This is a genomic window from Ornithinibacillus caprae, from assembly GCF_009728145.1.
In the GTDB taxonomy this organism is placed as follows: Bacteria; Bacillota; Bacilli; order Bacillales; family Amphibacillaceae; genus Ornithinibacillus; species Ornithinibacillus caprae.
Genome location: NZ_WOCA01000010.1, coordinates 20,017 through 45,866 on the forward strand (window position 1 = coordinate 20,017; position 25,850 = coordinate 45,866).

The following is a 25,850-nucleotide window of genomic DNA, read 5'->3' on the forward strand; positions in this document are numbered from 1 at the left end:
TCTACACATACAATAGAGGGATAATATGAAATTTGGTTTTGATATTGATGATACATTAATTAACTTAAGAGAGCATGCTTTTAATCTATATAAAAGGAAGCTCAATCAACAGCTATCACGTGATGATTTTCTAGCGATTAAACGAGTAGAGATTCATGAACCATTTGGGTTATCTGACGTAGAAGGAAAGGAAATGTGGGATAGCTCTTTAGAAGAAATTTACTATACGGATTGCCCTCCTTTTCCCGATGCTGTTGAAACACTGCGTAAACTTCAACGAGACAGGCATGAAATATACTATATTACCGCACGGCCAAAGGAGCATGGAGAACGTACGAAAGAATGGATGAAGCAACAAGGATTTCCTATTCAAAATGATTACTTCTTTTATGGAATGAAGGATGATGAAAAGATTCATATCATTCAAGACCTTAAACTAGATTATTATGTAGACGATAAACCTGCTGTATTAGAGACATTATCAGAAACAGATGTAAAATTATTCGTAAAGGATCAGTCCTATAATCAGGAGCTAGAATTACCTCGAATTGTTGATTGGGCAAATTTTATGAACGTTTTAAAGTAAGTATAAAAGAAGGACGTTCCGACTAAGATAGCGGAACGTCCTTTTGGTGTATTTAGGATAAAGTTGACTCAGCATTTATCGGGGATAATTCAGCATTTTATCGATTAATTCAGTACTTCTCGGCCATAATTCAGCATTTTATCCATTAATTCAGTACTTCTCGGCCATAATTCAGCATTTTATCCATTACATAAACCGTTGTTTTATTAAGCGCTCTAAAACTAACGAGATATTACTTCATATTTATCCTTAGGAACTTCATCTATAAATTGGCAGGCACTACCAGTAACCACCATAGCCAACTCGTGCATCGCACGTGTGCATGCAGTATAAAAAAGTGTTCGATCTGATTCCACATAACCTTGAGCAGAGGCATCTGGAATAATTACCGCGTCGAATTCAATACCTTTTGCTAAATAGACTGGTAGTATCAATAATCCCTTTTGAAATGTATACGTTTCTTCATGAATAATGCTGATCGGAAGCATATCCTTTAATTGTTCATAAAGCTTATTAGTTTCACTCATTGTCTTGCATATTATTGCGATCGTTTCATTGCCTTTTTCCTGAAGTTCAGTAACTTGATTCACTAATGTTTCCACTATATCTTTTCCATTTAAAGATTGAACAATTTTCGGTAATTCGCCTTCTCGTTCAAATGGTTCGATGACCTCTTCTCCAGGAGCAAAATAACTTGTAAATTCAACAATTTGCTTTGTGGAGCGATAGCTTTTATTCAATGTAATTCGCTCATGATTCCCTTCCACTTCCTCTGGTATAAGCGGATTTTCTTTCGTTACTTGAGTATAAATTGCTTGATTAATATCACCTAGTAAAGTCATTCTTGTATACGGAAACACTCTTTTAATAAATGCATATTGGAAAGCAGAATAATCCTGAGCCTCATCTATAAATAAATGCCTTACAGAACGGTCCAAATTATCCCCAAGTATCCTTTCTTGAAAGTATACATACGGAGTAGCATCCTCCCACGTTAGAAATCTTTTTTTCAGATATGAAGCTGTTTGTTTAGCGATTGCGGTCCAGCTTGGCGGTGTATTTCCTTTTGACTCCCACTCCAAAAAGAACCTATAGAATGTTGCAAGAACGTTAACATACTCTAAATTTCTGATCTGTTTTTTAATACGAGAGAAAAATCGTCTCACAATCTCTTTACGTAGTATCTCCTCTTCCATACTTACATCATTTTCAAATTCATTATCCTTATAATATGCTTTTAAATATTCTTCTTTATCTAGTAATTCTACTTGCTCCATCACCCAGTCCTGATCAATCTCTGTCTTTTGATGTTCACGTATTTTCTCCAATAACCACTTCGTTACAAGTTCAATCTTATTTGGTATCGCAATTTCTTTATCCAAAGAATAAAAGTAATTCGCAATCTCTTCTTTAGAAATTAAAATCCGCTTCTGAAATGTAATATTTTTAAAACGAATCCCACCGTTTTCTAGGCTAGAAATATACTCATCTATAAGTTCCATATACTCCTGACTTGATTTATAATCCATACCTAATAACCGAATTCTATAGTCTTCATCATCCTTTTTCGTTAACACATATTCCATCTGTTCAAAAGGCGATTCAATGGTAACAGAGTCTATGGTTCGTTCCCTTAAATAGTCTAAAAACGTAGTTTGCCTTACATTGGTTTCACCCAACTCAGGAAGTACATTTGCTATATAGCTTGAGAACAATGGATTCGGTGAAAACATGACGACATTTTCAGCATGTAACTCCTCACGGTATCGATACATTAAGTAAGCAATTCGTTGCAGTGCAGCAGAGGTTTTTCCACTTCCTGCCACTCCTTGAACAATCAATAAATTGCTCCGTTCGTTCCGTATGATTCTATTTTGCTCCTTTTGTATGGTAGCAACAATATTTTTCATAGTAGAACTAGCATTGTTTCCAAGAGCTTGTTGTAATAGCTCATCACCGATGGTTACACCGGTATCAAACATACCTTTAATTAAGCCATGACGAATAATAAACTGTCTCTTCAACGTAATTTCACCAGTTATTTTTCCATCTATTATTTCATATGCAGCTTTACCAGGAGAATAGTCATAATATAAGCTAGAGATAGGAGCTCTCCAGTCGTAAACTAGAAAATCTTCCTCATCACGATCCATCAAGGACGCAATTCCAATATAGATTGGTTCCGCTTCCTTTTCACCACTTTCGACAAAATCAATTCGTCCGAAATATGGTGATTCTTTTAACCGTTTTAATATTTTTAGCTGTTCATCAATTTTTCCATGACTTCGTTCTCTTTGGGATAACAGTTCTGCTTGTTGCTTCAGACTTGCCTCCGTTTCAATGATATCGTCTGGTTCGTCTAAATTTACCTTTACATCGTCCCAAAACGTCTTTCGTAAATCAATGACATCATCTTTTATGCCCTTTGCCTTTGCATGCAATTGCTGTGCTTTCTGGTTGATTTCATGGATCACATTATCCACGCGTTGTTGTTCTGCAGCACGATTATTAGCTTTATTACTCATCCGATCAACCCCATTCTAATCTTTATTGTTGACTTTGTTAATCCAGGATGCTATAATATAATTGGATAGTTATATTATAGTTTAATTATTCTTCGTAACTTATTTATAATACCATTATTATGTAAACATTTCAACTCGGTTTATTTTAGTATATATTTATTACCATTATTTATTAAAACGTGAAAGAAGGGTGGCTTTAGCTTCCCTTCTTTCTTCATTTTTATCCCGCATATGATAAGTAGTAAACTCCATTATTTTAATATTCAACTAATACGTAGCTCATATACTGATGAATAGGAATCATAGATACCGCATATACGTTTTGATAAGGTCGTATAAAACATGATTGTACTTCGAACTTTGCAAGATGTTAAAAAGGATTTACAATACTATTAAAGATCCTCGCTATAGCACGCTATAATAGTAGTGAGGTTTTATTTTTTCTATCGTTCTACTTTCAAAGTAACAACAAATAAAGGACGTGTAACTATTGAAATACAATGCAAATCTTGTGTTAGAAGGTGGTGGAATGAGAGGGGCATATACAGCCGGGGTACTTGACTTCTTTCATGATCAGGGAATTGAATTTCCGCTTGTAACTTCGACCTCTTCTGCAGCATTAGTTGGTAGTTCCTATATTGCAAAACAGCGTGGAAGAAATTACAAGATTCTTGAACAAATTTGGAAAAATAGTCAATCCATATCCTTTCTACGTATGCTTCAACATAAGGAATTATTTAGTATGGACTTTATATTCAATACATTATCAAATGACTCATTCCCAATTGACTTCGACACATTATCAAAAACCCCAACCAAGTTCGTTATAGGAACTACTGATATGAATACCGGGAAGCCTTTTTATTTTGATCATTATGAAACAAAATCTGATTTATTAAATCTTATTCGCGCCTCTTGTTCATTACCTGTTCTTGCCCCAAGTGTAAGTTATAAAAATAAAGAATTAATGGACGGAGGTATCTCAGATGCTATCCCAATCAATCCTTCAATAGCTAGTGGTACACCAAAACATGTTGTTGTTCTTACCAGGAATCAAGGGTATGTCAAAAAACCAAGTAACCTTCATTGGTTATTTAAGCGTGTTTTTAAAGACTATCCAAATTTCATAAATCTACTTAAGACAAGGCACAATCTCTATAACCAAACGATGCAAATGTTACTAAAAATGGAACAACAGGGAGAAGTATTTATCATACAACCACAAAAGCCTTTAAAGGCAAGTAGAATTGAAAGGAACAAGGACAAATTACGATTGCTATACATGCAAGGATATGAAGAGGCAGAAAATAAATTAAAAGATTTACAGCGTTTTTTAAAGAATTCAGACCAAAGCTATTATTTTCAAGACAATATCTCTTCATGAAAAAACCTCACCAATTTGTGGTGAGGTTTAATATATTATCCTCTAACAGTTTGTAGAGCGCGACTCCATGAAATCACTTGATCAAGCATTTCATTAGCGTTATTCTCATGGTAGTCAGCTGGTTTGAATTCTGTAAAGTTTTCAAAATCAGACATTAATGAGAATGTAACAGCAGTACGAACGTCAGCAACTTGTAACTCACCAAGAATTAAACGTAAGTTTTCATGTGCACGTGTACCACCTAAGCTACCATACCCAACAAAACCAGCAGCTTTGTTATGAACCTCTGCTTTTAGGTAATCTGTAGCGTTTTTGAACGCTCCACCTACTGCATGATTATATTCTGGTACAACGAAAATATAGCCATCAAACGAAGCAATTTTTTCAGACCAGCCTTTAATAGCTGCTTCTGCCTCTAGTTTTTGTGATTCAGGCACTTCTGCACCTAACATCGGTAAATTATAGTTAGCTAGATCCACTAATTCATATTCTACATTTTCATCATTACGTTTTGTAGCAAAATCATAGATCCAGTTAGATACAGCTTCTCCGTTACGTCCTTGACGTACACTCCCTAATACAATACCTATTTTTAGCATCATTTAACTCCTCCTAGTTGTATGAAATATTTTGGCGGGAAACTCCAATTCCCATATAAAAAATGGACATAATCCAATTTAAAACAAATTATTTTGAAATCAAATATCACGAAATAGAGATAATTATTATAGAACACGAAAGACAGGATAAAAAATGGTATTTTTCTATAAACCTTGTGCATAAAGCCCTAGTTTCTTTAGATAACCTATAACTAGCTCTTTTTCTTCTGCTTCTAATCCACCCATAATTTCACGCATCGCTTCTTTATGTTTGGGAAAAATATCATCCATTAGAGTTTCTCCCTTTTCTGAAATAGTTGCATACGTTACACGGCGATCACTTGGACATGCTCTTCTTTTTAGAAATTCTTTCTCTTCTAATTTATCAACAACATACGTAATACTACTACTCGCTAATAATACTTTTTGTCCAATTATTTGGATGGGCTGATCACCTTTATGATATAACAGTTCAAGAACCGAAAACTCCGTTAAGTTAAGTCCGTGACTTTTAATATCCTTTACTACCTGTTTTTCTACAGATTGTAATGCACGAGTTAGAACAACAAATAACTTAACAGATAAATCACTGTCTTTTTCCTTTTTAGCTGGGTTCATCTTCTTCAGCCCTTCCAATTATTTATCCCGCATGTTTACAAACAGTTGGTTCACCTTATGATTTGAGGTGACTCATAAGGATAAGCGAGGATCAGCTTCCCGTATATGTCCAGTTCGTCTAGAATCCTTTTGGTCAAATCCTTACAGTGCTACTAATCAGTAGGGGGAATAGCCTCCACCGAATGGAGATTCACTTTATCTTGAATTCAAGATATTTTTAGTATAAGGCATGATTTATAGGAATGTCCAACTAGTTGCTTATATATTTCCGACTTAATAGGTAAGGTTTAATTCTTTTTTTCTTATATGAATTGTTATATTCTATAGAAGGAATGAAAAATAACGTAAGGGGGTAACACCAATGACATTGAAAAAAACTTTAACCCTCGCTGGTTCTGACTCTAGCGGCGGCGCAGGTATACAAGCAGATTTAAAAACATTTCAAGAACACGGTGTGTACGGGATGACCGCATTAACTTCTATTGTGGCAATGGATCCAGAAAACAACTGGAACCATCATGTAGATCCAATAGATGTGGCTATAGTTGAAAGGCAATTGAATACGATTCTATCCGTTGGAATTGATGCAATGAAAACGGGAATGCTTGGATCTGTGGACATTATTGAGCTTGGCGCTAAAAAAATTGACGAATATAACTTAGATAAATATGTACTTGACCCTGTTATGGTGTGTAAAGGGGAAGATGAAGTATTACAACCGGAAAACACAGATGCGATGCGTGAATTTCTACTTCCACGTGCGATCATTACAACACCTAACCTTTTTGAAGCTGGACAGCTTGCAAAAACCGGTCCAATTAAAACAGTAGAGGGAATGAAAGAAGCAGCTGAAAAAATACTTGAGCTTGGTGCTAAAAATGTAGTCATTAAGGGCGGAAAAGCGTTAGATCATGAAAAAGCAGTTGACCTATTCTATGATGGCACAGAATTTATTCTTTTAGAAAAAGAGAAAGTTGATACAACTTATAATCATGGTGCCGGATGTACCTTTGCCGCAGCTATCACTGCTAATTTAGCAAACGGGAAATCAGTGAAAGAATCAGTAGAAGCTGCAAAGGAATTCGTTACAGCAGCAATTTCTCATGGCTGGAAGCTAAATCAATATGTAGGACCAGTTATGCATGGTGCTTATAATCAGTTTAATAATTAATAATAGTAGAACTAGGTATTCGACAAGCCATTATAGTGTATGCCTTAGTTGTATTTATACAAACAGGGTAGGAAAGTTTAAACATTCCTATTGCTAAAAAAGATGGAGAACAGTTGTAGTAATTGTTCTCCATCTTTTTCTCCTATTTATGGATTGAAACAACATTAAAATCTAATTCGTCTAATACAATGGATACATAATCTAATATAGGAGATTAACCATGAGAATTAAAATTAAGTTAAGTGTTATTTTAGGGATACTATGTATTCTTGGAATGATCGTATTTGGAAATGTATATAAACCAACAGAACAGACCTATCTTTTCAAGACCGTTCCTAAGTCCATACACACCCCGATAATGAAAGAGAATGTACCGCAATTATCACACGCAACTATTGAGTCTATCTTTCAAAAGGCAAAAGAAGGTAGAATAAAGGACGTCCCTATTATTGCCGGCGAAACAAAAATAGATCAGCTAGTGAGCCTATGGGGAAAATCTAATCACTCAGCAGAAACGAATAACCGTACGTATAGTGAGTATTCCGAACACCATATAACTATCGGGTATTCTGATTCAATCATATACGATATACGTTCCTACCATGAAGAATTAAGTCAAATACATATGAAGGATATTTTAACTATCAAAGGAGAGCCAGATGAGGAACGTTACTACAAGGATGAACAATATGATCAAGTTATACTTGTATACCGTATTGGAGAATCCTATGATTTGAAATGGGTACTACCAAAACCTACAGAGTCCATCCCTAATCCTACCGTTCACCATATATCGTTAGTTTCTCACCAAAATGTTAGTGATCAAGATTATTTATCTCAAATTGAAACAATGACCTTAGATGAAAAGATTGGACAGATGGTTATCGCAGGAATTTCCGGTACAGAAATAACAACTGATACAAAAGAGCTTATTCAAGATTATAAAGTAGGAGGTTTCATCTTCTATCCTAAAAATCTAACTACGGTAGAGCAAACAAAGAAGCTTATAAACGAAATTAAAGCAGAGAATGCCAGTAATGATATCCCTCTCTTTTTAAGTGTCGACCAAGAAGGTGGACGAATTAATCGACTACCTGGTAACCTGGAAAAACTACCCACAAATGAGGAAATTGGGGATATTCATGATGTAGAACTATCCTATAAAATCGGAGTCATATTAGGAAAACAATTAACCGAGTTTGGAATGAACCTTAATTTCGCACCGGTACTTGATACGAATAGTAACCCTAATAACCCCGTTATTAACAACCGTTCATTCGGAAATAATCCTGATATTGTAAGTGAACTAGGAATACAAACAATGAAAGGAATCCAATCACAAAACATCATTTCAGTGGTCAAACACTTCCCTGGTCATGGTGACACGTCGGTCGATTCACATTTGGAATTACCAATAGTAGATAAACATATTCAAGAGCTTCATGAACTAGAATTAAAACCATTTATACATGCCATTCGAAATGGGGCTGATGTTGTCATGGTTGCTCATATACTTTTAACGAAGATCGATTCCCAATATCCTGCCAGCCTATCCAAAAACATTATGTCAGACATCTTAAGGGAAGAATTAAATTTTGATGGGGTCATCATTACCGATGATATGACAATGGATGCAATTGAAAATAATTATGAATTAGGAGATGCTGCCGTTCAATCCATTCATGCTGGGAGTGATATATTGCTAGTAGCTCATGAGTACCAAAATGTAGTAAACACCATTAATTCCATAAAGCAAGTAGTCAAAAAAGGCATAATAACAGAAGAAAGAATTAATGAAAGTGTAACTAGAATATTAGAATTAAAACAAAACTATACTATCGATCACCAGCAAATAAATACCATTGAAATCGAAAAACTTAACAAATTAATACGCAAAACACTGCCATAATTCGACAAAATTTCGAGGAGTGACAGGCACTCCTCGAATTTTGTTATTCTCATGATATAGCTAAGTGGTATATTAAAAATCTCTCGGAGGAATCTTTTTCATAAGCATATGGTAATAATATTTCATCTTTCAGTTCGAAGGTTGTGTGATGCTCTAAATAGAAGATATATTCCTTCGATGGGTAATATAAAATCAAATCAACCGCTCTGTTATATTGCTCCATAGACTTTAGAATATTATGAATAACACTCATAAAAATTTGTACAGAAAATGGGTTAAAAAAATAAAAACGATTATCTTTTGGGTTAATAATATATTGTTCAGCTTTACTACATTGAAATTTCACATTCTCTACACTGGTTTTCGTCTTTGTTTTATATCGTTGAAGGTTTTCCATTGCTTGACGATAAAATGTTTGATTGAAATCTATTCCAGTCACCGTAGTTTGATAATAATAGTGTATAAAAAAGTTCAACCTACCTTTTCCACAACCAAAGTCTACAAAATAGTCCGTAGGCTTCACCTCATAGTTAGCGAATAATTCTTCAAGCGCACTATATGGTGTCGGTTCATAAGGATGGTAATTTGTAGTATTATTTGTAGGTCCCTTTCCAGTTGTACGGATGTTTAATAATTTATCATAGTAATATTCTTTCATCGCTGACTCCTACATACCCTTTTATTTTTTACATAAAGCTATCCCTAGCGGATAATCCTTATTTTCGGCAGCACATGCTGGTTCAATCACGACACCTTTTTGAAAATAGAATGATGTAGATTGATAATCACCAAATAAATGTTTAAATTCATCTACAGTTAATTGATGGACATGAAACTCCTGTCCACTAGGCTTACCTCTACCTTCACCAAAGGGCGTCGAGAGAATTAATGTCCCCCCTGGTTTTAACAGTTGGTACACATTTTTTAAAAATCGTTCCTCATCACCTATATGTTCAATTGTTTCAAAGCTAAGAATACAATCGAACGTTCCTAATTTTTTTGGAATCTCTGGGTCGGTTACGTCTCCTACCAAAAATGTTGATAACGGATGATAATATTTCCCCTTAGCATATTCGATCGTATCATTGTCATAATCAACACCAATTATTTCGTCTATTTTTTTCTTACAAGATTTTGCAATAATATGTGAACCATAACCTGAGCCACTTGCAAAATCTAGAACCCTACCATATACGTAATGAGTAGCAAAATGATACCTTGCAATATGTTCTAGTAATAGTCCATTTAATATTTTCATTTTTTCAGGAATAACGCGTTCCCCAGTATCCTTTAACATCAAATTCACCGCTTCAATTTTAGTTTCATTTTAACACTTGAGAACAATATATACTAACCTGCTAATTGGGATTTATCTGGCTTTTTAGCAATTAAAGAACAGATTACACCAATAACGGGAAACATCAATGTCGCTAAAAGTACAGGTGTATAGCTTTGAAAAAGGTCATAACCTACTCCAAATGGAAGAGGGCCTAACGATGAACCAATCACTCCCATCGTAACACCAACTCCATTAATACTACCGATATATTTTCTGCCAAAATAGTTTGGCCAAATAACATTTAATCCAATCCGCTCGAGACCATTTGCAATTCCCCATAGCGTTCCAAATAAGATTGCCATAAGTATATTATTAGTTATTAACAACATTAAGAGCAATACTATCTCAATCAAAAAGATAACCACAAGCAAATAATTGGTTTGAATTTTATCTGTAATAAATCCAGAAACAAATGACATTGGGATACCTACTACAGCCATTAAACTTAATACGATTGCTGAAATTTCTGGGGATAACTGATTCGATCCAAAAATGGAGATAATATGGAATGTGATCCCCGTATTTACCATTGCTGGTATTCCAACACATATTAAAATTGCCCAAAAGGCTTTTGTCTTTCTCGCTTCACTAAGTGTCCAATCCTGTTCAGCCTCTAATAGCTTGGTAGCCATTATTGGTTGATTTTTTCCCTCATTTTTTACAACGAATCCATCTGGTTCTAATCCTACGTCTTCTGGCTTATTGCGGACAACTAAGAGTGCCGCTGGAACAAATATTACCAACAGCAAAACGCCCCAAACCTGCCACGCAAATCGCCAATCCCACGTTTCAATCATCCATGTGTTAACAATTGGAAACATCATTGCACTCGCAAAGCTTCCTAGTGTCATTATACTGAAAGCAACGCCTCTCTTTTTCTCAAACCATTGTGCGACCAACGTATTTGGAATTAAACTCATACTTCCTTGACCAAGTAGTCTTACAAGAAAAAAACCAATAGCAAGCATCCAAATACTAGACACCATGCTATTAAAAAAACAAGCTAGTGCAAATAGTGTTCCAATTGTCACCATCATTGCACGCTGTCCATATTTATCAATAGACCTTCCAACAAACATCATAATTAACCCTGCTATTAAAGTTGCTGCAGAATAAATCCCAGAAACTTGTGACCGTGACCAACCAAAATCATTTATGTATTGGTCAATAAATGCTGAATTGAATACGCTTGACCTGGTCCGGAGAAAAATACCCCGAGCGCAGCAATAAATACAATAAACCAACCATAGTAAACATGTTGAAAAAAATGTTTAACCACGCTTACGTAACACCACCTTGTTGATCATACTATGTTGAATAGAGGAAAATTAAATGAGGAAAAAGGGGAAATGAAGGAGAAATACATATGAAAATATATCACTAATTTTATGGTTTAGCAAAGATTTTAAATTAATTTATATTTAAAAAAAGCACCTCAAATTTCAGGTGCTTTTTATAATTTAATGGTTATTATTTTTAGGTTTTTGCTGTTGTTTGGTTCGATTTCCACTCGTGTATTCATAGCCAAACGCTAATCCACCAGTTTTATTTTTATATTCACCCAAAGTCACTTTATATTGATTTTTCCCTTTGTAAGGCATTACCTATCAACCTCCTTACCTATACTATTCCCCCAACATATTTCTATAAAGAAATATGTTGTTAGGTATTTTATTCCATTTATAGTAAAAGCTAATAAAGATCATATATATATAGGAGTGAGATAATTGTTAGAGTTAGAAACAGAAATTGAAGGTAGAACTGCCCATTTTGGTGAAATGATGAGTATTGCTAGGCACAATGGCTTTGGATTATGTGGAAGCTGGGAATATGATGGTGGTTTTTTCGATTCCATTATATGGCGAGAAGGCGGTGAAACAATTTATGTAAGAATTCCGTTTCACGTGTTAAAAGGTCAGCTTGATAGACCAGATGCACTGCTTGAATTTAAACGGCCGTTTGTCATTAAGCATGTTGTACATATCGGTTTAGATCAAGGTGAAAACTCCTTATTAGCTGCTACAGGAATTAATCAATTCCAGGAACCCCTCGATAAGGATGGACAGATTCAACATAAATCCAAGTGGGAAGAAGTTGGAGAACAGGCTGTGAATCAATTAGCAAAAAATATACCAAGTAATAAATCGGTATCCTAACTTCGTACAATACCTCCTCATATATTGGGGGTATTTTTTTGTTGGAGTATCATATGACTAATACTATGTTGTATGAAATGATCTACTATTAAAGGGTGTATTCAATGTTTTCATTTCGCGGTGATGCGCATAAAATATATCTTCACGCAAAAAAGTCACCTGGTAAGGTCAGAAGCATTGGCTATCTTAAAGAAACACAAGAAATTCAAAAGTTTTATCAATCGCTTGACTCGGACACACTACAATTAATTTATTATCGGATGGTTAAAGAGAAAAATGGATCTGGGATTATTCCTATTTTTGCTACAGCAATTCCATGGTTGCTTTTTTTATTTTCCAGCCACTTACAAGATTTCTTATTCCAATCAGGAAGTAAAAATTGGGTTATATTTAGTTTTGTTTACCTAACTGTATTAACCATTAGTTTAGTCCTACATTTCCGTGAGAAAGCATGGGCAGCCTTCCATACCGAAATAATCCAAGACATATTAAAAGAGAGAAAGTAATTCGACATAAAAAGACAAAAATCGAGGAGTGACAGGCACCCCTCGATTTTTGTTATGCTACGTCGTAGCCTTGGTCTTCTACTGCTTCTTGTAGTTGTTCTAGTGTTACTTTTGATTCGTCATAAGTAACTTGAACTTTTCCAGTTCCTAGGTCTACTTCTACGCTTGATACACCTTCTAATTCATTTAATGCGCCCTCTACAGACATTTTGCAGTGGCCACAAGTCATTCCTCTTACATCTAAACTAGTTTGCATCATCTATTTCCCCTTTCGAGATTTTTTTGGTGACTTACCTTATTGGGGAGAATCCGTCCCCAATAAGGTAAGATTCCTTTATATCTTAACTCGCTTCAAACGAAGGGAGTTAGAAACAACACTTACAGAACTAAATGCCATTGCAGCACCAGCAATCCATGGTGCAAGCAATCCTAATGCTGCAATCGGAATCCCCGCACTGTTATACGCAAATGCCCAGAACAGGTTTTGTCGAATGTTTTTGATCGTTGCTTTACTTAATTTAATGGCTTTTGGTATAAGTAACAGCTCTCCGCCAAGTAAGGTAACATCAGCCGCTTCAATTGCAACTTCTGTTCCAGTACCGATAGCAATTCCAATATCTGCAATCGCAAGAGCTGGCGCATCGTTAATACCATCACCAACCATCGCAACCTTCTTCCCTTGTAACTGTACTTCTTTTACCTTGTTAGCTTTTTCTTCCGGTAACACTTGCGCAATAACTTGATCAATTCCTACTTGTTTTGCAATTGCTTGGGCAGTTCGTTGATTATCCCCTGTGAGCATAATAACGTCTAACCCTAGATCTTTCAGCTGGCTTATTGCTTCTACTGCAGTTTCTTTGATTGTGTCTGCGACGGCAACAATACCACGATACTCACTATTAACTGCAATTAACATCGCTGTTTTACCATTTGTTTCATAATCAAGTAGCTCATCTTCTACATGGTTCACATCAATATTATGGTCATTCATTAACTTTCTAGTACCGACCAGAATTTGTTCTCCAGAAATCGTAGCTTGAATACCGTGACCTGGTATAGCAGAAAATTCATCCGTTTCTAATAAACTGATTTCTTTCTCCGTCGCATACGCTACAATTGCTTCTGCAAGTGGGTGTTCAGATCCCTTTTCGGCACTTGCTAACAATTGTAGTGTTTCATCATCACCAGTAAAATCCGTTACCTCTGGCTTTCCTTTAGTAATGGTTCCAGTTTTATCTAAAATAATCGCATCGAGTTGGTGAGTGCGCTCTAAATGCTCTCCACCCTTAAACAGAATACCATTCTCTGCAGCCTTCCCAGTTCCTACCACAATAGAAGTAGGGGTTGCTAATCCCAATGCACATGGACAAGCTATTACTAAAACCGCAATTGCAGCAATTAGTGCTGGCTCCACGTTTCCAGGAGTAACAAAAGCTACCCAAACAATAAATGTTAATACAGCAATTACTACAACTATTGGAACAAAATATCCTGAAATAACATCTGCTAGTCGTTGGATTGGTGCTTTGGATCCTTGTGCATCCTCCACTACTTTAATAATGGATGCTAATGCTGTATCTTTACCGACTTTTGTTGCTTCCATCTCAATCGTACCATTTTTATTTAACGTAGAGCCTATTACAGTAGACTCTGCATCCTTCTCAATTGGAATCGACTCACCGGTGATCATAGATTCATCTACTGATGTTCTACCTTTTACAACGATACCATCAACCGGTATTTTTTCACCCGGTTTTACAACCATTCGCTCTCCAACTGTTACTTCTTCAACTGGGACCATAACCTCTTCACCATTTCGAATTACGCGCGCTTGTTTAGCTTGTAAGTTAAGCAATTTAGAAATAGCTAAAGTCGTTTTACTTTTTGCACTTGTCTCCAAGTATTTACCGAATAAAATAAGCGTAATGATAATGGCACTTGTTTCAAAATAAAGATGCGGCATATAATGTGGGTTTCCGATTGTTTTCAGCCCTTCATACAAACTATAGAAGTAAGCGGCACTAGTCCCTAATGCAACTAATACATCCATATTGGCTGCACCATTACGTAAGTTTTTATATGCACCTACGTAAAACTGCCAGCCAATAATAAATTGAACAGGTGTTGCCAACACTAGCTGGAACCACGGATTCATAAAAATATGTGGAACGTCAACACCAAACAAATGAACGAGCATCGTTACTAGTAATGGAGCAGAAAGTACTGCAGAAACAAGCAACTTCATTTTCATTTGCTTCAGTTGTTTCTCTTTTTGTGATTGTTTTTCTTTTTCTTCTGCCTTCCGTTTAGCATCGTAGCCTAGCTTTTGAATTTTACCAATCAAATCTAACTCTTCAACTAAACCGGGATTATATTCAATCGTAGCACTTTCTGTAGCCAAATTTACATGTGCTTGCTTTACGCCTTCTTGTTTATTTAATACTTTTTCAATTCGGTTCGAACAAGCAGCACAAGTCATTCCAGTAACATCAAACTCAACCTTCTCTGTTTGTACACCATATCCTAATTTTTGTATTTTTGCTGTAATATCATCTATGTTGGTCGAAGTTGGGTCATAGTCTACACTAGCCTTTTCTGTAGTCAAATTTACTTGTGCCTCTACACCATTCATTTTGTTCAATACTTTTTCAATTCGATTGGAACAAGCAGCACAAGTCATTCCTGTTACACCAACAGTAACATGTTTTGATTCACTCATTTTAATACCCCCCTCACTTGGAGAATTGCTTCATAACTTCCATTAGTTCTTCTATGGTTTCATTACCTTCACCCGACTTTATTGCATCACTAACACAATGCTTAATATGACGCTCTGTTACAGAGAACCCTACTTTCTTTAGTGCCGCACTTATTGCACTTATCTGCACTAAAATGTCTACACAATAACGGTCTTCTTCAACCATTTTTTGAATCCCGCGAACTTGACCTTCTATTCGCTTTAATCGATTGATAACCGCTTGTTTTTCATCCTTTGTTCTAGGTGTTGATGGGTGATCATGAAGGAATTTATCCAAATTAATCACTTCCTTTACTTTATATTTATACTATACCCCCCTAACGTATAACTGTCAACCGATAAAACTCATTAATTTATAAGTTAGGTAATTAAAGCAGATGGGGAGTATGGATTAACGTTGCTTAAAATAACTTCCAGCGCTTACGATTTATAATACCCATTAAAACTAATATAAAAATGGAGACAAAAGTAATTTCAATAATATAACTCTCAAATAAAGTCATTTTCTTTTCGGCCAATTCTACATGTTCCGTTTCCTTATTCGCTAAACTCCGATCATTAGCTTCTGAATCCACTTGATCTAGCTGAAAAGTAGCAATCAATGTATCATCATTTTTGTTTAGTACGTTTAAGATACCTTCTTCATTTATTTTTTCTTCCACTTCAACATCAGTTTTGTGGGTATAAAAGATATCCTTCGTTACCTCATAATCAACATCTCCTGTAGAAAAAGTTGTCCCTTTAGATATACTAGTAGTTTGGAAATTTTCAAAAGCATAGTCTAATAGATTCATAGTGTCCGTGTATGAAGCCTCCTGTGAATAACTCTTTAGCGTAATAACAATTACACTTAAATTTTCTCTTTCCGCTGTTGTTGCTAATGTAAAACCGGATTGCCCAGTAAAACCAGTCTTTCCACCCGTAATACCCTCATATGGTATTTCACGCATTAGCTTATGATGATTAATTAGAGTTGTATCCCACGTTTCCCCCTCCCAATCCAACTCGATGGTAGCATTGATTTCTCTAAACACTTCATTTTCCATAGCATATTGAGTGATCGTTGCTAAATCTTCTGCTGTTGTGAGATGGTTTGGGTCATACAAACCATGTGGATTTTCAAAATTAGTATGCTTAGTTCCCACTTTTTCTTCTAAGTACTGATTTATATCAGAAGAGAATTGTTCTATATTTCCACTAAGATGCTCTGCAATTGCCACACCTGCATCATTTCCCGAGTTGATTAACAGTCCTTGAATGAGTTTTTTAAGGGGTACTTGTTCTCCTTCTTCAAGGTAGACACTGGATCCGCCTGTATTTCTTGCATTTTCACTTATTGTTACAACTTCATCTAAATTTCCATTTTCTATCGCATAAATTGCTGTTGCAATTTTAGTGATACTAGCTGGATACATGTTGCTATCTATATTTTTCTCATAAATAATTTCACCAGTTTTTGCATCAATTACAATTGCGGATTCACTAACCAAACTGGGAGGATTTGAATTGAGGTGTGCACTCTTTTCAAATGGAATGGTTGTAGCCATGATGAAAATAATAATAAATAAGAATATCTCTTTCTTCACATGATCACCTACTTGTGTAATATCTTCTTACAAATTGTCATCTGACAAAGGTTGTCTTGTTAATTGTAAAGTATAATTTTGCAGAAAATATGAAAGTTGTAAACTTGAAATAATATTGTTAGTTGCACGTAACATTTTTTAGATCTTTAAACATTCATATTTTCTCCTTTTTATCTGCACAGAAACTCGATATTTACGAATTACTATTGAAAGTGTAAGTAATAACCATATAGGAGGTAATTATAGTGAAAAAAGGTTTATTAGTGACAATCTTATTTAGTTTCATATTAATCCTTGCAGCTTGTGGTGGTAATGATGTAGATCAAGAGGCAAGTAATACATCAAACGAGTCTTCTAGCACTAACCAACTAGTTGATCTAACAGCAACAAATTTCGAATTTGACCAAGCAGAATACACCGTAAATGCTGGTGAAGAAGTTAAAATAACATTAACGAATGAAGAAGGAATGCACGGTATTTCCATTGATGAATTTGATGTAAACATTGAAGGAGAAGGTGAGGCTACATTTACACCAGATGAACCAGGAGAATATACCATATATTGCAGTATCCCTTGTGGTCAGGGACACAGTGAAATGACAGCCAAATTAATAGTAAAATAGTTCTTAACTTGGCATTCGCCAAACTCTTATGGTGAATGCCTTCGTTTCACTTATGCAGGATAGGAAAGTTTATGCTTTCGCTTCCATGAAAAAAAGCTTGAATACAAGTTGTATCAAGCGTTTTTTTCTTCTTATATTATACAGCCTCAAGTTCTTCAATAATTTTTTCAAAGCCAAATCGGTCAACAAATCGATAGAACTTCTCTCTTTTCTTTCCATTTTCTCGATAAATATCTAAAATTCTATCTACTAAATCATATAATTCTTCTGGTTCAAGGTTTGCTCTTACCAATTTTCCAGGCCTTGCATCTCTTCCTTTAGACAGACCACCAATATACAATTCGTAGGTATCTTGATCCTTCATTATACCGATATCATTAATTAAAGGTTCGCCACATCCTATCGGACAGCCTGTATAAGCTGGACGCAATGTAAATGGCACTTCTTGCCCAGCAATTCTCCTGTTCAACTCCTTAGCAACAGGCATTCCCTCTTCCTCTTCTCCCTTGCAGAAGTTACACGTTCGAATGTTTTTTACAAACTTTCCAACCTTATAATAAGAGAGTCCAACTTCATCAAACCGACGTTTTACCTCATCTAATTCTTCTTCAGGTATTTGAACAATCAGCTGCTGTAATGTTGTCAACTCTATTTCTGATTCTTCTTCTAAATATTGCCCTAAAACAGCCAATTGCTTTGGTTTTAACTTTGCACCATAACCAATACCTCCATTGACAGCCAACGGAATATACTTTTTCGTTTGCACGTTGTTTTCTTCCCCTTTAAAGATGTATTTATACCATATTATAGTATACCCCAGTATAGTATTCAATGTATTTTAAAAAAATAAATAAAGCCACCTAATGTTGATGGCTTTATTCATGGACGTATAATTTTTCTTGAATCCGTTACTAAAACCATCCCGATCGGAATATCGCAAATAAAATCCATAGAAACATTAAGATCGCTACGATAAAACCTAGTTCAATAACTGGAATATCCCACAGTGGTGTCGATTGACTAACTAATGCTGATCCTATAATTAATCCTGTCATGATGATACTAAAGGAAAGTAATACAATACTAAAAGAGAGACGATTACTAATTCGATCAAGCTTTCTTAAGGATTCGTCTAATTTTGGCATGGAAATTTCCAATCTAACTTTTCCTTTTTTGATGACAGATTTCAGATCTTGAATATTCTTCGGTAATTCTGAAAGCATTTCTCCATATTCAGATAGATCTTTAAAAGCTTTATCAGCTACGTTCTTCGGATGAAATCGTTCTTTTAGTAATTCTCTTCCAAATGGCTCAGCTAGTTTTATAATACTTAGCTCAGGATCTAATTTCTCAACGATTCCTTCAATGGTTAGAAGTGTTTTTCCGAGCAAGGTTAAATCAGCAGGAATTCGAATATGATGACGATAAGCAACTGAAAATAGATCATTTACTGATTCGCCAAGGCTAACCTGACTTAATGGTACATCATAATACTTCTCTCTAAGTAGCTCAACATCACTTCTTAATTCTTGCATGTCTACATCATCTGGAATCATCCCCATGCGATTGATTGCTTTAATCATGCCATCTGTATTTTGACGCATTAAAGCAATAACAAACATAGAGAGATGACCTTTCATTTCAGAAGTAACTCTTCCAACCAATCCAAAATCTACAAAAACAACTTTCTCCTCTGGTAATGCTAAGATATTTCCTGGATGGGGATCGCCATGGAAAAATCCCTCTATAAATATTTGATGAAACATTGCTTTTACGACACGCTCAGCTAATATACTTGGATTATAACCTTTATTCATTAGCTCATTTTTATCATGTAATTTGATACCTTCTACAAACTCCATGGTTAACACTTTTTCCGTTGTTTGGCCCCAATACACTTTAGGCACATAAATCTTCTTTTTTCCATTAAATTGTTTACTAATTCTTTCTGCATTTCGTCCTTCATTTCGATAATCTAATTCTGCTAACAATGATTTAGCAAACTCATCAATGATATCCTTTACATGATATCTCGCAGCCCATTCTAGCCGCTTTTCCGCCAATATTGCAATATCCTTAAGTATTTCCAAATCTGTTCTAATTTTATCTTTAATATTGGGTCGTTGAATTTTGATTGCTACGGCTTCCCCTGACGTTAAGACAGCTCGATGAACTTGTCCAATCGAAGCAGCTGCAAGGGGAGATTCCTGAAACTCAGAAAAAGCATTATCAATTGGTTCTCCAAGTTCATCCTCTATAATATTTCTTACATCTCTCGTTGGAAAAGGCGGGACATGATCTTGAAGTTTTTCCAACTCTATAATAATATCACTAGGTAGAATATCCGACCTCGTGCTAGCAAATTGGCCGAGCTTTACAAAGGTAGGACCTAGCTCTTCCATAAATAAACGAACCCGTTCTCCAGTTGTTTTGGTACGGTTTTGTTTCGAGCTTTTCATGAACATGCGTTTGGGTAATGACAAAAGGTCATGTAGACCCAATTCCATTGCGAGGAATCCAAAGCCATACCTGGAAAATGCAATTACAATATCGCGATATCGTTGTATGTGACGAATTTGTTTTTCGAAGATCAGTAATCCCCCCCTTCATAAGCTGTATTTCAATTAAATCGCTTAGTTATCTTCACGTATTACTTCTCACTTTGAGCTAGCTTCTTCTCTAATTCCGTAATACGTTCTTTTAATTCTTGAAGCTCTTCTTTCTTAGCTAAATCGAGTTCACTTAATAGTTGATTTAGTTTTTCATTCATTTTATCATCAAGTTCTTCTTGTTTTTCTTTCCCTTTTTGAAGTAATTCATTAAAAAATTCCTTGGATTCCTGCTTACTTAATTCCCCTTTTTCAACTAACTCATCTACAATTTTTTCTGCTTGCTCTTTCGTTGTTAGAGCTAAACCAAGTCCTAAAGCCAATCCTTTTTTAAACGTACTTTTCATTATAATCCTCTCCTTTTTTGTTCGAGTTTCGATTATTAAAAAGTGTTACTAGAATTAAACCTTTTGTAACTAATTATTATATTATCCTTCACTACTATTATAGCACTTAGACTTATTGTATTCCGAATATGATGATGTTCATTCATTATTTTTTGGCATAAAAACCAGTTGAAAACAAAAGCTATATTAGAGGTGAGAAGAAAATGAAGAAACAAGACAAAAAAGAAACATTTGATATGCCTACTCAAGCCAATCGACAAGGAAATATCAGCATGCATAGTGGAATAAAAGAAAACTATCCATTTGATTCTATGAATAAGATAACCGGAGATTCGGTAAAAGAACATAAAAAGTTAGAAGCTGCTAATGAAGTAATTGCAGAAAAAGAGATATCACAAACATTTAATAATTCCTAGGCTTTTGCCAATTCTTAATTATTCTTATCAGTATAAGGCCGAAAAAAACTCTGATGCAAATTAGTCATCAGAGTTTTTTTGATTAGGTTCATCGACATCCGTTACATTCAATTCCATTTTCTCCTCATCTTCAGATGGTTGAATATACCCTTTAAAGATATAAGTTTCCCCTTCTTCGATAATTGGTACGTCAACATCACTAAAAATAACTGCTTCCATATTTCCGGTATGATCCGTTAGAGTGATAAACTTCGTATCATTATCTGAATCATAGAAGAATCGCTCAACCGTTGCCGTTATTTCAATGATTGCCTCTGTTTGTTCTTCATTCTCTATAAGGCTGCTAATAGATCCCGTTGAGCTACTTTTTGATCCAACATGAATATACCCTGAAAATTTTATGACTGAAAAAATACTGATAATGATTAGGGCTATTAGAATTAAATTAACAAGCCATTTTTTACGTGAGGATTTTTTTGGCTGATGTTCCGCTCCCTTATCCGTTATTTTGTTCTGCTCGTTATATAGTGCGGGATCATCAGTTTGTTTACTAGGTGATATCTTTAAATGCTCAACTATCTCTTTAATTTGATAATTTTTTAATGAATTGGAATAGCTTCTAAATCTAGTTGCCTCAGCTAACAATTCATTAAAGCTACTGTCCAATTCATCAAAACAGAAATGATACTTATAATAGTTATCGGCATCACCTGTAGCCCATGTATGAATTTGACGTCCGAATTTATATTCAAACTCTAATTTTGAAAAACCTTTATGAATCACTACATAGCCAATATTTCTAAACGGATCATCTAATCCCATATTTCTGTGATTAGACAACAGGTAGTTTTTCCAAGCTACAGCATACGACTTTACTTGAGCAAACGGATTTTTGTTTCCATACTTTGTTTGAAGGAGACCGTTTGAAAACACGTCTTCTATAGAAGAAATAGTCAAGTTCTTTACTTCGATAATACGAAAACCATACGTTGGAGAAATAACTAAGAAATCGGGAAGCTTCTCCCCAATATTTGGTTGGGCAATGATATACGTATCATCTGGCAGAATCCTGCAGAGTACATCACCAACCTCTAACTCCGCCTCCCAAAACCCCTGTACCAATTTCTCTCTCCCCACAAAAACAGCCATACAACACACACTCTCTTAACAATGATACCTTATTATATCATGACAAGTGCCTGTCACTCGTCGAAATTTGTCGAATGTTCATGTTTCGATGTTTATCCCTATTTTTTCTCCTTCGATTTCAACGTATTTCATTGATTCTTTTTGAGCAAAATTAATTTGTTTAACTAATAGATTGCTTTCGATCATTTCTTGGTGTTGTTTAATCACTTGCCTCATAAAGTTACTTACGTCAAATGTGACAGTCACACGCTGCTCAACAGGTAAATTGAGTTCTTTCCGATAAACCTGGACTGCCCGAACGAGCTCTCTAGCTAATCCTTCACTACGCAATGCTTCTGTGACCCTTGTGTTTAATAGCACCGTAAAGGATTCATTTCCTGACATCTCTAGGCCCGGTGTTGTTGTCCGCTTGACTTGTAGATCCTCCAAGCCGACGCTAATCAATTCACCAGAATCAGTCTCAAATTCAAAATTGCCTTCGTTAACTACCTTTAAAGCTCCTTCAGCAGATAACTTTTTTAACGCCTCTTGAGCAACAGAAACTTGTTTTCCTAGTTTCGGCCCAGCAGTTGGAAAATTCAATTGAAGTTCATATTGCACCGCATGATCATTCTCGACCTGAAACTGAACTTGCTTTACATTGATTTCATCTTCAACGATATAGCTATATTTCGCTAATGATTTTGCTCGTTCCCCAACTATCGTTAACTCCGACAAGGGTTGTTTCGTTTTGATATTTGCTGCATTACGTGTATGCCTAGCAAGCTCCACTACTTGCAGTACGCCATCCATATCTAATTCAAGCTGTTCATCGATTTGTTTCTCATCTACTTTCGGATAATCAGCCAAATGTACACTTTTTCCCGTTAGGTTTCGATAAATATCTTCTGCAATGAATGGTGTAAATGGGGCAAGTAGCTTACTTAATGTGGTTAGTACCTCGTATAATGTTTGATACGCTCCTAATTTGGTTTCATTCTTTTCCTCGCTCCAAAAACGATCTCGTGACCTTCTGATATACCAATTACTTACTTCTTCTACGTAGCTAGCTAACTCCCTGGCTGCCGGGTTAAATGCATAATCATCTAAGTGTTTCGTTACATTCATCGTTACGGTATGGAGGCGGGATAAAACCCATCTGTCGAGTAAAGTCTTTTCACCGTTTCCGTCCATAAAAGGATCAAAATTGTCAATTTCCGCATACATCGTAAAAAAGGAATGGATATTTGTTAATGTGTCCACTAGTTTAGATTTAGCCTGACTCACGATCTTGGCAGAAAATCGTTTATTATTCCATGGTGCACTATCTACAAGTAACGACCACCTTAGTGCATCAGCTCCATATTCCTTAACGAGATCCATCGGATTAATAACATTTCCCTTACTCTTCGACATTTTCCGTCCCTCTTCATCAAGAATATGTCCTAATGACAATACTCGTTTATAAGAAGGTTTACCAGTAAATAAAGAAGAGACTGTTAGTAAGCTATAGAACCAACCTCTTGTTTGATCCACTCCCTCAACAACCACGTCTGCAGGAAATTGTTTTTCAAATACATCTTGATTTTCAAATGGGTAATGGTACTGAGCAAATGGCATAGAGCCACTATCAAACCAAACATCGATTACTTCTTTTGTTCGATTCATCTCTCCTTGACAGGCAGGACATTCAAGTACAACGTTGTCTACATATGGCTTATGCAGCTCCAAATCATCTGCAACTGCATGTTTAGCATGAGATTTCAAGTCCTGGATACTTTTGGGAGAATATTGATGGTTGCAACTCTTACAAACCCACACATTTAGTGGTGTACCCCAATAACGATTACGCCCAATATTCCAATCAACCATATTTTCAAGGAAGTTTCCAAATCGACCATGCTTCATATGCTCCGGATGCCAATGAACTGTCTCATTATTTTCTATTATTTTATCTTTAATTTCTGTGGTTTTAATAAACCAACCTTCCATTGCATAATAGATAAGTGGAGAATCACAGCGCCAACAATGGGGATAACTATGTTCATATTTTTCTTTGGCAAATAATAGATTATGATCGGCTAACATTTTTATAATACGAACATCCGATTCTTTGGCAAATTCCCCCTCCAGTGGTCCTACCTGTTCTGTGTAACGACCAGTTTGATCGACTACATTCACAAAATCTAAACCACTAGCTTTGATCGCATGATAATCATCTTCTCCATGTGCTGGTGCTAAATGAACAATCCCCGTACCACTTGTATCGGTTACAAAATCAGCAGCAATTACTTGATGACCTTTTTCTAACTTAAGAAAATCAAAAGGTGGTTGATAAGATAGACCAACAAACTCATCTCCATGATGAGTACTTAATACGTCATATGGCTCTGTCATTACCTTATCGACCAATTTTTTCGCTAAAATATATACTTCTCCCTGGCTTTTGACTTTGACATATTCCAAATCCTTATGAACAGCCAGTGCGACATTAGCTGGCAAGGTCCAGGGCGTTGTCGTCCACCCTAAAAAGTACTCATTATTGGAACCATCTACTTTGAATTTAGTCGTAACAGACAAATCTTTTACGTCTTTATATCCTTGCGCTACTTCATGCGAACTAAGCGATGTTTGGCAGCTTGGGCAGTATGGCGTTACCCGATGTCCACGGTCTAATAAACCTTTTTCATGAATAGTTGAGAGGATATACCAAACACTTTCGATGTATTCATTACGAAGCGTCACATAAGGATCATCCATATCTACCCAATATCCAATTGCCTCGGTAAAAATACGCCATTCCCGTTCATAATTAAACACACTATTCTTGCACTCTTCAATAAATTTTTCTACACCGTATGCTTCAATTTGTTGTTTCCCAGAGATGCCTATTTTCTTCTCAACACCTAGTTCTACTGGCAGACCATGTGTATCCCACCCTGCTTTTCTGACAACCTGATAACCTTGCATTGTTTTATAACGCCCGATAAAATCTTTGATGACTCTTCCTAAAACATGTCCTGCATGTGGAAGTCCATTTGCAGTTGGTGGACCTTCATAAAATACAAATGTCTCACTTCCTTCTCGATTTTCAATCGATGCCTTAAAGGTACCTTCCTGTTCCCAAATTCCTTTTATGCGGTTCTCTCGCTGCAGTGCTGACTCATTACCTTCTACTCTTTTCATACTTCTTTCCTCCTTTTTTCTCTTAACATACAAAAAACCCGCCCCTATAATAGGGACGAGTTCTACCCGTGTTACCACCCTGATTCTAGGAAGTCGTTTTTACATTACGACTTCTAGCACTCAACCAACGTACAAGCATACGCGATCCTTTTAACGGCGGATACCCGGGAAAACTTAAATAAGTTTTCAGTTTTCCTTCTCGGAGAGGATTTTCTGCACGAACTGATCATTGGCTTCCACCAAATGCCAACTCTCTGTGGATCAGGACTCCTGCATACTCGTTCTCGTCAACGAATTTTAACCGATTAATATTAAGAATTAGAATATAGTATGAACCGAAATATGTCAAGGTGAATTTAATTGCGGTGCCTGTCACTTGTCGATTATTGTCGATTATTGTTGAT

The 25,850-nt window shown here is 35.8% G+C and carries 24 protein-coding genes and 1 other annotated feature; of the genes, 8 read left to right on the forward strand and 16 right to left on the reverse strand.

Translation table 11 applies throughout. The features are described 5' to 3' along the window. The first annotated feature begins 25 nt into the window (after nucleotides 1-25). Nucleotides 26-586, forward strand: a complete 561-nt coding sequence (locus GMD78_RS12875; protein ID WP_155669226.1) for a 5' nucleotidase, NT5C type — start codon at nucleotides 26-28, stop codon at nucleotides 584-586. A 221-nt stretch (nucleotides 587-807) separates the two neighbouring features. Here GMD78_RS12875 and helD read toward each other — a convergent pair whose 3' ends face one another. Further along, complete coding sequence (helD, locus tag GMD78_RS12880) at nucleotides 808-3,111, reverse strand: RNA polymerase recycling motor HelD (protein ID WP_155669227.1); 2,304 nt, start codon at nucleotides 3,109-3,111, stop codon at nucleotides 808-810. A gap of 490 nt (nucleotides 3,112-3,601) precedes the next feature. Here helD and GMD78_RS12885 point away from each other — a divergent pair, with 490 nt between their 5' ends. Then, on the forward strand, nucleotides 3,602-4,495 hold the full coding sequence (locus GMD78_RS12885; protein ID WP_155669228.1) for a patatin-like phospholipase family protein: 894 nt from the start codon (nucleotides 3,602-3,604) through the stop codon (nucleotides 4,493-4,495). Nucleotides 4,496-4,530: 35 nt separating this feature from the next. On the opposite strand, the gene GMD78_RS12890 is transcribed toward GMD78_RS12885, so the two are convergent. Then, nucleotides 4,531-5,094 carry an NADPH-dependent FMN reductase gene (locus GMD78_RS12890; RefSeq protein WP_155669312.1) on the reverse strand — a complete coding sequence of 188 codons (564 nt, stop codon included), beginning with the start codon at nucleotides 5,092-5,094 and terminating at the stop codon, nucleotides 4,531-4,533. A gap of 165 nt (nucleotides 5,095-5,259) precedes the next feature. Next, the gene (locus tag GMD78_RS12895) at nucleotides 5,260-5,712 is read right to left on the reverse strand and encodes a MarR family winged helix-turn-helix transcriptional regulator (RefSeq protein WP_155669229.1); all 453 of its coding nucleotides are present in this window, start codon (nucleotides 5,710-5,712) and stop codon (nucleotides 5,260-5,262) included. 361 nt (nucleotides 5,713-6,073) lie between these two features. Between GMD78_RS12895 and pdxK the strand changes: the two genes are divergently transcribed. Further along, nucleotides 6,074-6,883, forward strand: a complete 810-nt coding sequence (pdxK, locus tag GMD78_RS12900; RefSeq protein WP_155669230.1) for a pyridoxine/pyridoxal/pyridoxamine kinase — start codon at nucleotides 6,074-6,076, stop codon at nucleotides 6,881-6,883. A 220-nt stretch (nucleotides 6,884-7,103) separates the two neighbouring features. Continuing rightward, complete coding sequence (gene nagZ, locus GMD78_RS12905) at nucleotides 7,104-8,792, forward strand: beta-N-acetylhexosaminidase (RefSeq protein WP_155669231.1); 1,689 nt, start codon at nucleotides 7,104-7,106, stop codon at nucleotides 8,790-8,792. A gap of 49 nt (nucleotides 8,793-8,841) precedes the next feature. Here the strand turns inward: nagZ and GMD78_RS12910 are convergent, their stop codons facing one another. From GMD78_RS12910 to GMD78_RS12925, 4 genes are all read right to left on the reverse strand, one after another. Then, entirely contained in the window at nucleotides 8,842-9,450 is a 609-nt protein-coding gene (locus tag GMD78_RS12910; RefSeq protein ID WP_155669232.1) for a class I SAM-dependent methyltransferase, read from the reverse strand. Nucleotides 9,451-9,471: 21 nt separating this feature from the next. Beyond that, nucleotides 9,472-10,089: a class I SAM-dependent methyltransferase gene (locus GMD78_RS12915; RefSeq protein WP_155669233.1), complete on the reverse strand. Its 618-nt coding sequence runs from the start codon at nucleotides 10,087-10,089 to the stop codon at nucleotides 9,472-9,474. 53 nt (nucleotides 10,090-10,142) lie between these two features. Further along, a complete protein-coding gene (locus GMD78_RS12920) occupies nucleotides 10,143-11,375 on the reverse strand; it encodes an MFS transporter (protein ID WP_155669234.1) in 1,233 nt (410 codons plus the stop codon). A gap of 216 nt (nucleotides 11,376-11,591) precedes the next feature. Further along, nucleotides 11,592-11,732 carry a hypothetical protein gene (locus GMD78_RS12925; RefSeq protein ID WP_155669235.1) on the reverse strand — a complete coding sequence of 47 codons (141 nt, stop codon included), beginning with the start codon at nucleotides 11,730-11,732 and terminating at the stop codon, nucleotides 11,592-11,594. 126 nt (nucleotides 11,733-11,858) lie between these two features. On the opposite strand from GMD78_RS12925, the gene GMD78_RS12930 reads away from it, so the two are divergent. Further along, nucleotides 11,859-12,287: a YugN family protein gene (locus GMD78_RS12930; protein WP_155669236.1), complete on the forward strand. Its 429-nt coding sequence runs from the start codon at nucleotides 11,859-11,861 to the stop codon at nucleotides 12,285-12,287. Between the two features lie 104 nt (nucleotides 12,288-12,391). Continuing rightward, the gene (locus GMD78_RS12935) at nucleotides 12,392-12,793 is read left to right on the forward strand and encodes a hypothetical protein (protein WP_155669237.1); all 402 of its coding nucleotides are present in this window, start codon (nucleotides 12,392-12,394) and stop codon (nucleotides 12,791-12,793) included. Nucleotides 12,794-12,845: 52 nt separating this feature from the next. Here GMD78_RS12935 and copZ read toward each other — a convergent pair whose 3' ends face one another. The 4 genes from copZ to GMD78_RS12955 form a co-directional block, all read right to left on the reverse strand. Further along, on the reverse strand, nucleotides 12,846-13,049 hold the full coding sequence (gene copZ / locus GMD78_RS12940; protein ID WP_155669238.1) for a copper chaperone CopZ: 204 nt from the start codon (nucleotides 13,047-13,049) through the stop codon (nucleotides 12,846-12,848). A gap of 78 nt (nucleotides 13,050-13,127) precedes the next feature. After that, nucleotides 13,128-15,512 carry a heavy metal translocating P-type ATPase gene (locus GMD78_RS12945; RefSeq protein ID WP_155669239.1) on the reverse strand — a complete coding sequence of 795 codons (2,385 nt, stop codon included), beginning with the start codon at nucleotides 15,510-15,512 and terminating at the stop codon, nucleotides 13,128-13,130. A 13-nt stretch (nucleotides 15,513-15,525) separates the two neighbouring features. After that, nucleotides 15,526-15,828 (reverse strand): metal-sensing transcriptional repressor, encoded by a 303-nt coding sequence (locus tag GMD78_RS12950; protein WP_155669240.1) that lies wholly within the window; start codon nucleotides 15,826-15,828, stop codon nucleotides 15,526-15,528. A gap of 124 nt (nucleotides 15,829-15,952) precedes the next feature. Continuing rightward, on the reverse strand, nucleotides 15,953-17,137 hold the full coding sequence (locus GMD78_RS12955) for a D-alanyl-D-alanine carboxypeptidase family protein (RefSeq protein ID WP_343042302.1): 1,185 nt from the start codon (nucleotides 17,135-17,137) through the stop codon (nucleotides 15,953-15,955). A gap of 245 nt (nucleotides 17,138-17,382) precedes the next feature. Between GMD78_RS12955 and GMD78_RS21610 the strand changes: the two genes are divergently transcribed. Then, nucleotides 17,383-17,760 carry a cupredoxin domain-containing protein gene (locus GMD78_RS21610; RefSeq protein WP_343042303.1) on the forward strand — a complete coding sequence of 126 codons (378 nt, stop codon included), beginning with the start codon at nucleotides 17,383-17,385 and terminating at the stop codon, nucleotides 17,758-17,760. Nucleotides 17,761-17,896: 136 nt separating this feature from the next. Here the strand turns inward: GMD78_RS21610 and GMD78_RS12965 are convergent, their stop codons facing one another. The 3 genes from GMD78_RS12965 to GMD78_RS12975 all read right to left on the reverse strand — a co-directional run bounded on the left by GMD78_RS12965 (nucleotide 17,897) and on the right by GMD78_RS12975 (nucleotide 20,716). Further along, nucleotides 17,897-18,526 (reverse strand): nitrite reductase, encoded by a 630-nt coding sequence (locus tag GMD78_RS12965; RefSeq protein ID WP_343042304.1) that lies wholly within the window; start codon nucleotides 18,524-18,526, stop codon nucleotides 17,897-17,899. A gap of 145 nt (nucleotides 18,527-18,671) precedes the next feature. Continuing rightward, entirely contained in the window at nucleotides 18,672-20,351 is a 1,680-nt protein-coding gene (locus GMD78_RS12970; protein ID WP_343042313.1) for an ABC1 kinase family protein, read from the reverse strand. A gap of 59 nt (nucleotides 20,352-20,410) precedes the next feature. After that, nucleotides 20,411-20,716 carry a phasin family protein gene (locus GMD78_RS12975; protein WP_155669242.1) on the reverse strand — a complete coding sequence of 102 codons (306 nt, stop codon included), beginning with the start codon at nucleotides 20,714-20,716 and terminating at the stop codon, nucleotides 20,411-20,413. A gap of 203 nt (nucleotides 20,717-20,919) precedes the next feature. On the opposite strand from GMD78_RS12975, the gene GMD78_RS12980 reads away from it, so the two are divergent. Beyond that, nucleotides 20,920-21,132, forward strand: coding sequence for a hypothetical protein (locus GMD78_RS12980; RefSeq protein ID WP_155669243.1), 213 nt, complete (start codon nucleotides 20,920-20,922; stop codon nucleotides 21,130-21,132). Nucleotides 21,133-21,192: 60 nt separating this feature from the next. On the opposite strand, the gene GMD78_RS12985 is transcribed toward GMD78_RS12980, so the two are convergent. Both GMD78_RS12985 and ileS read right to left on the reverse strand, forming a co-directional pair. Continuing rightward, nucleotides 21,193-22,281: an NERD domain-containing protein gene (locus GMD78_RS12985; protein WP_155669244.1), complete on the reverse strand. Its 1,089-nt coding sequence runs from the start codon at nucleotides 22,279-22,281 to the stop codon at nucleotides 21,193-21,195. 78 nt (nucleotides 22,282-22,359) lie between these two features. Continuing rightward, the gene (gene ileS / locus GMD78_RS12990) at nucleotides 22,360-25,446 is read right to left on the reverse strand and encodes an isoleucine--tRNA ligase (protein ID WP_155669245.1); all 3,087 of its coding nucleotides are present in this window, start codon (nucleotides 25,444-25,446) and stop codon (nucleotides 22,360-22,362) included. A 48-nt stretch (nucleotides 25,447-25,494) separates the two neighbouring features. Further along, nucleotides 25,495-25,746, reverse strand: a binding site (T-box leader). Nucleotides 25,747-25,850: the final 104 nt, after the last annotated feature.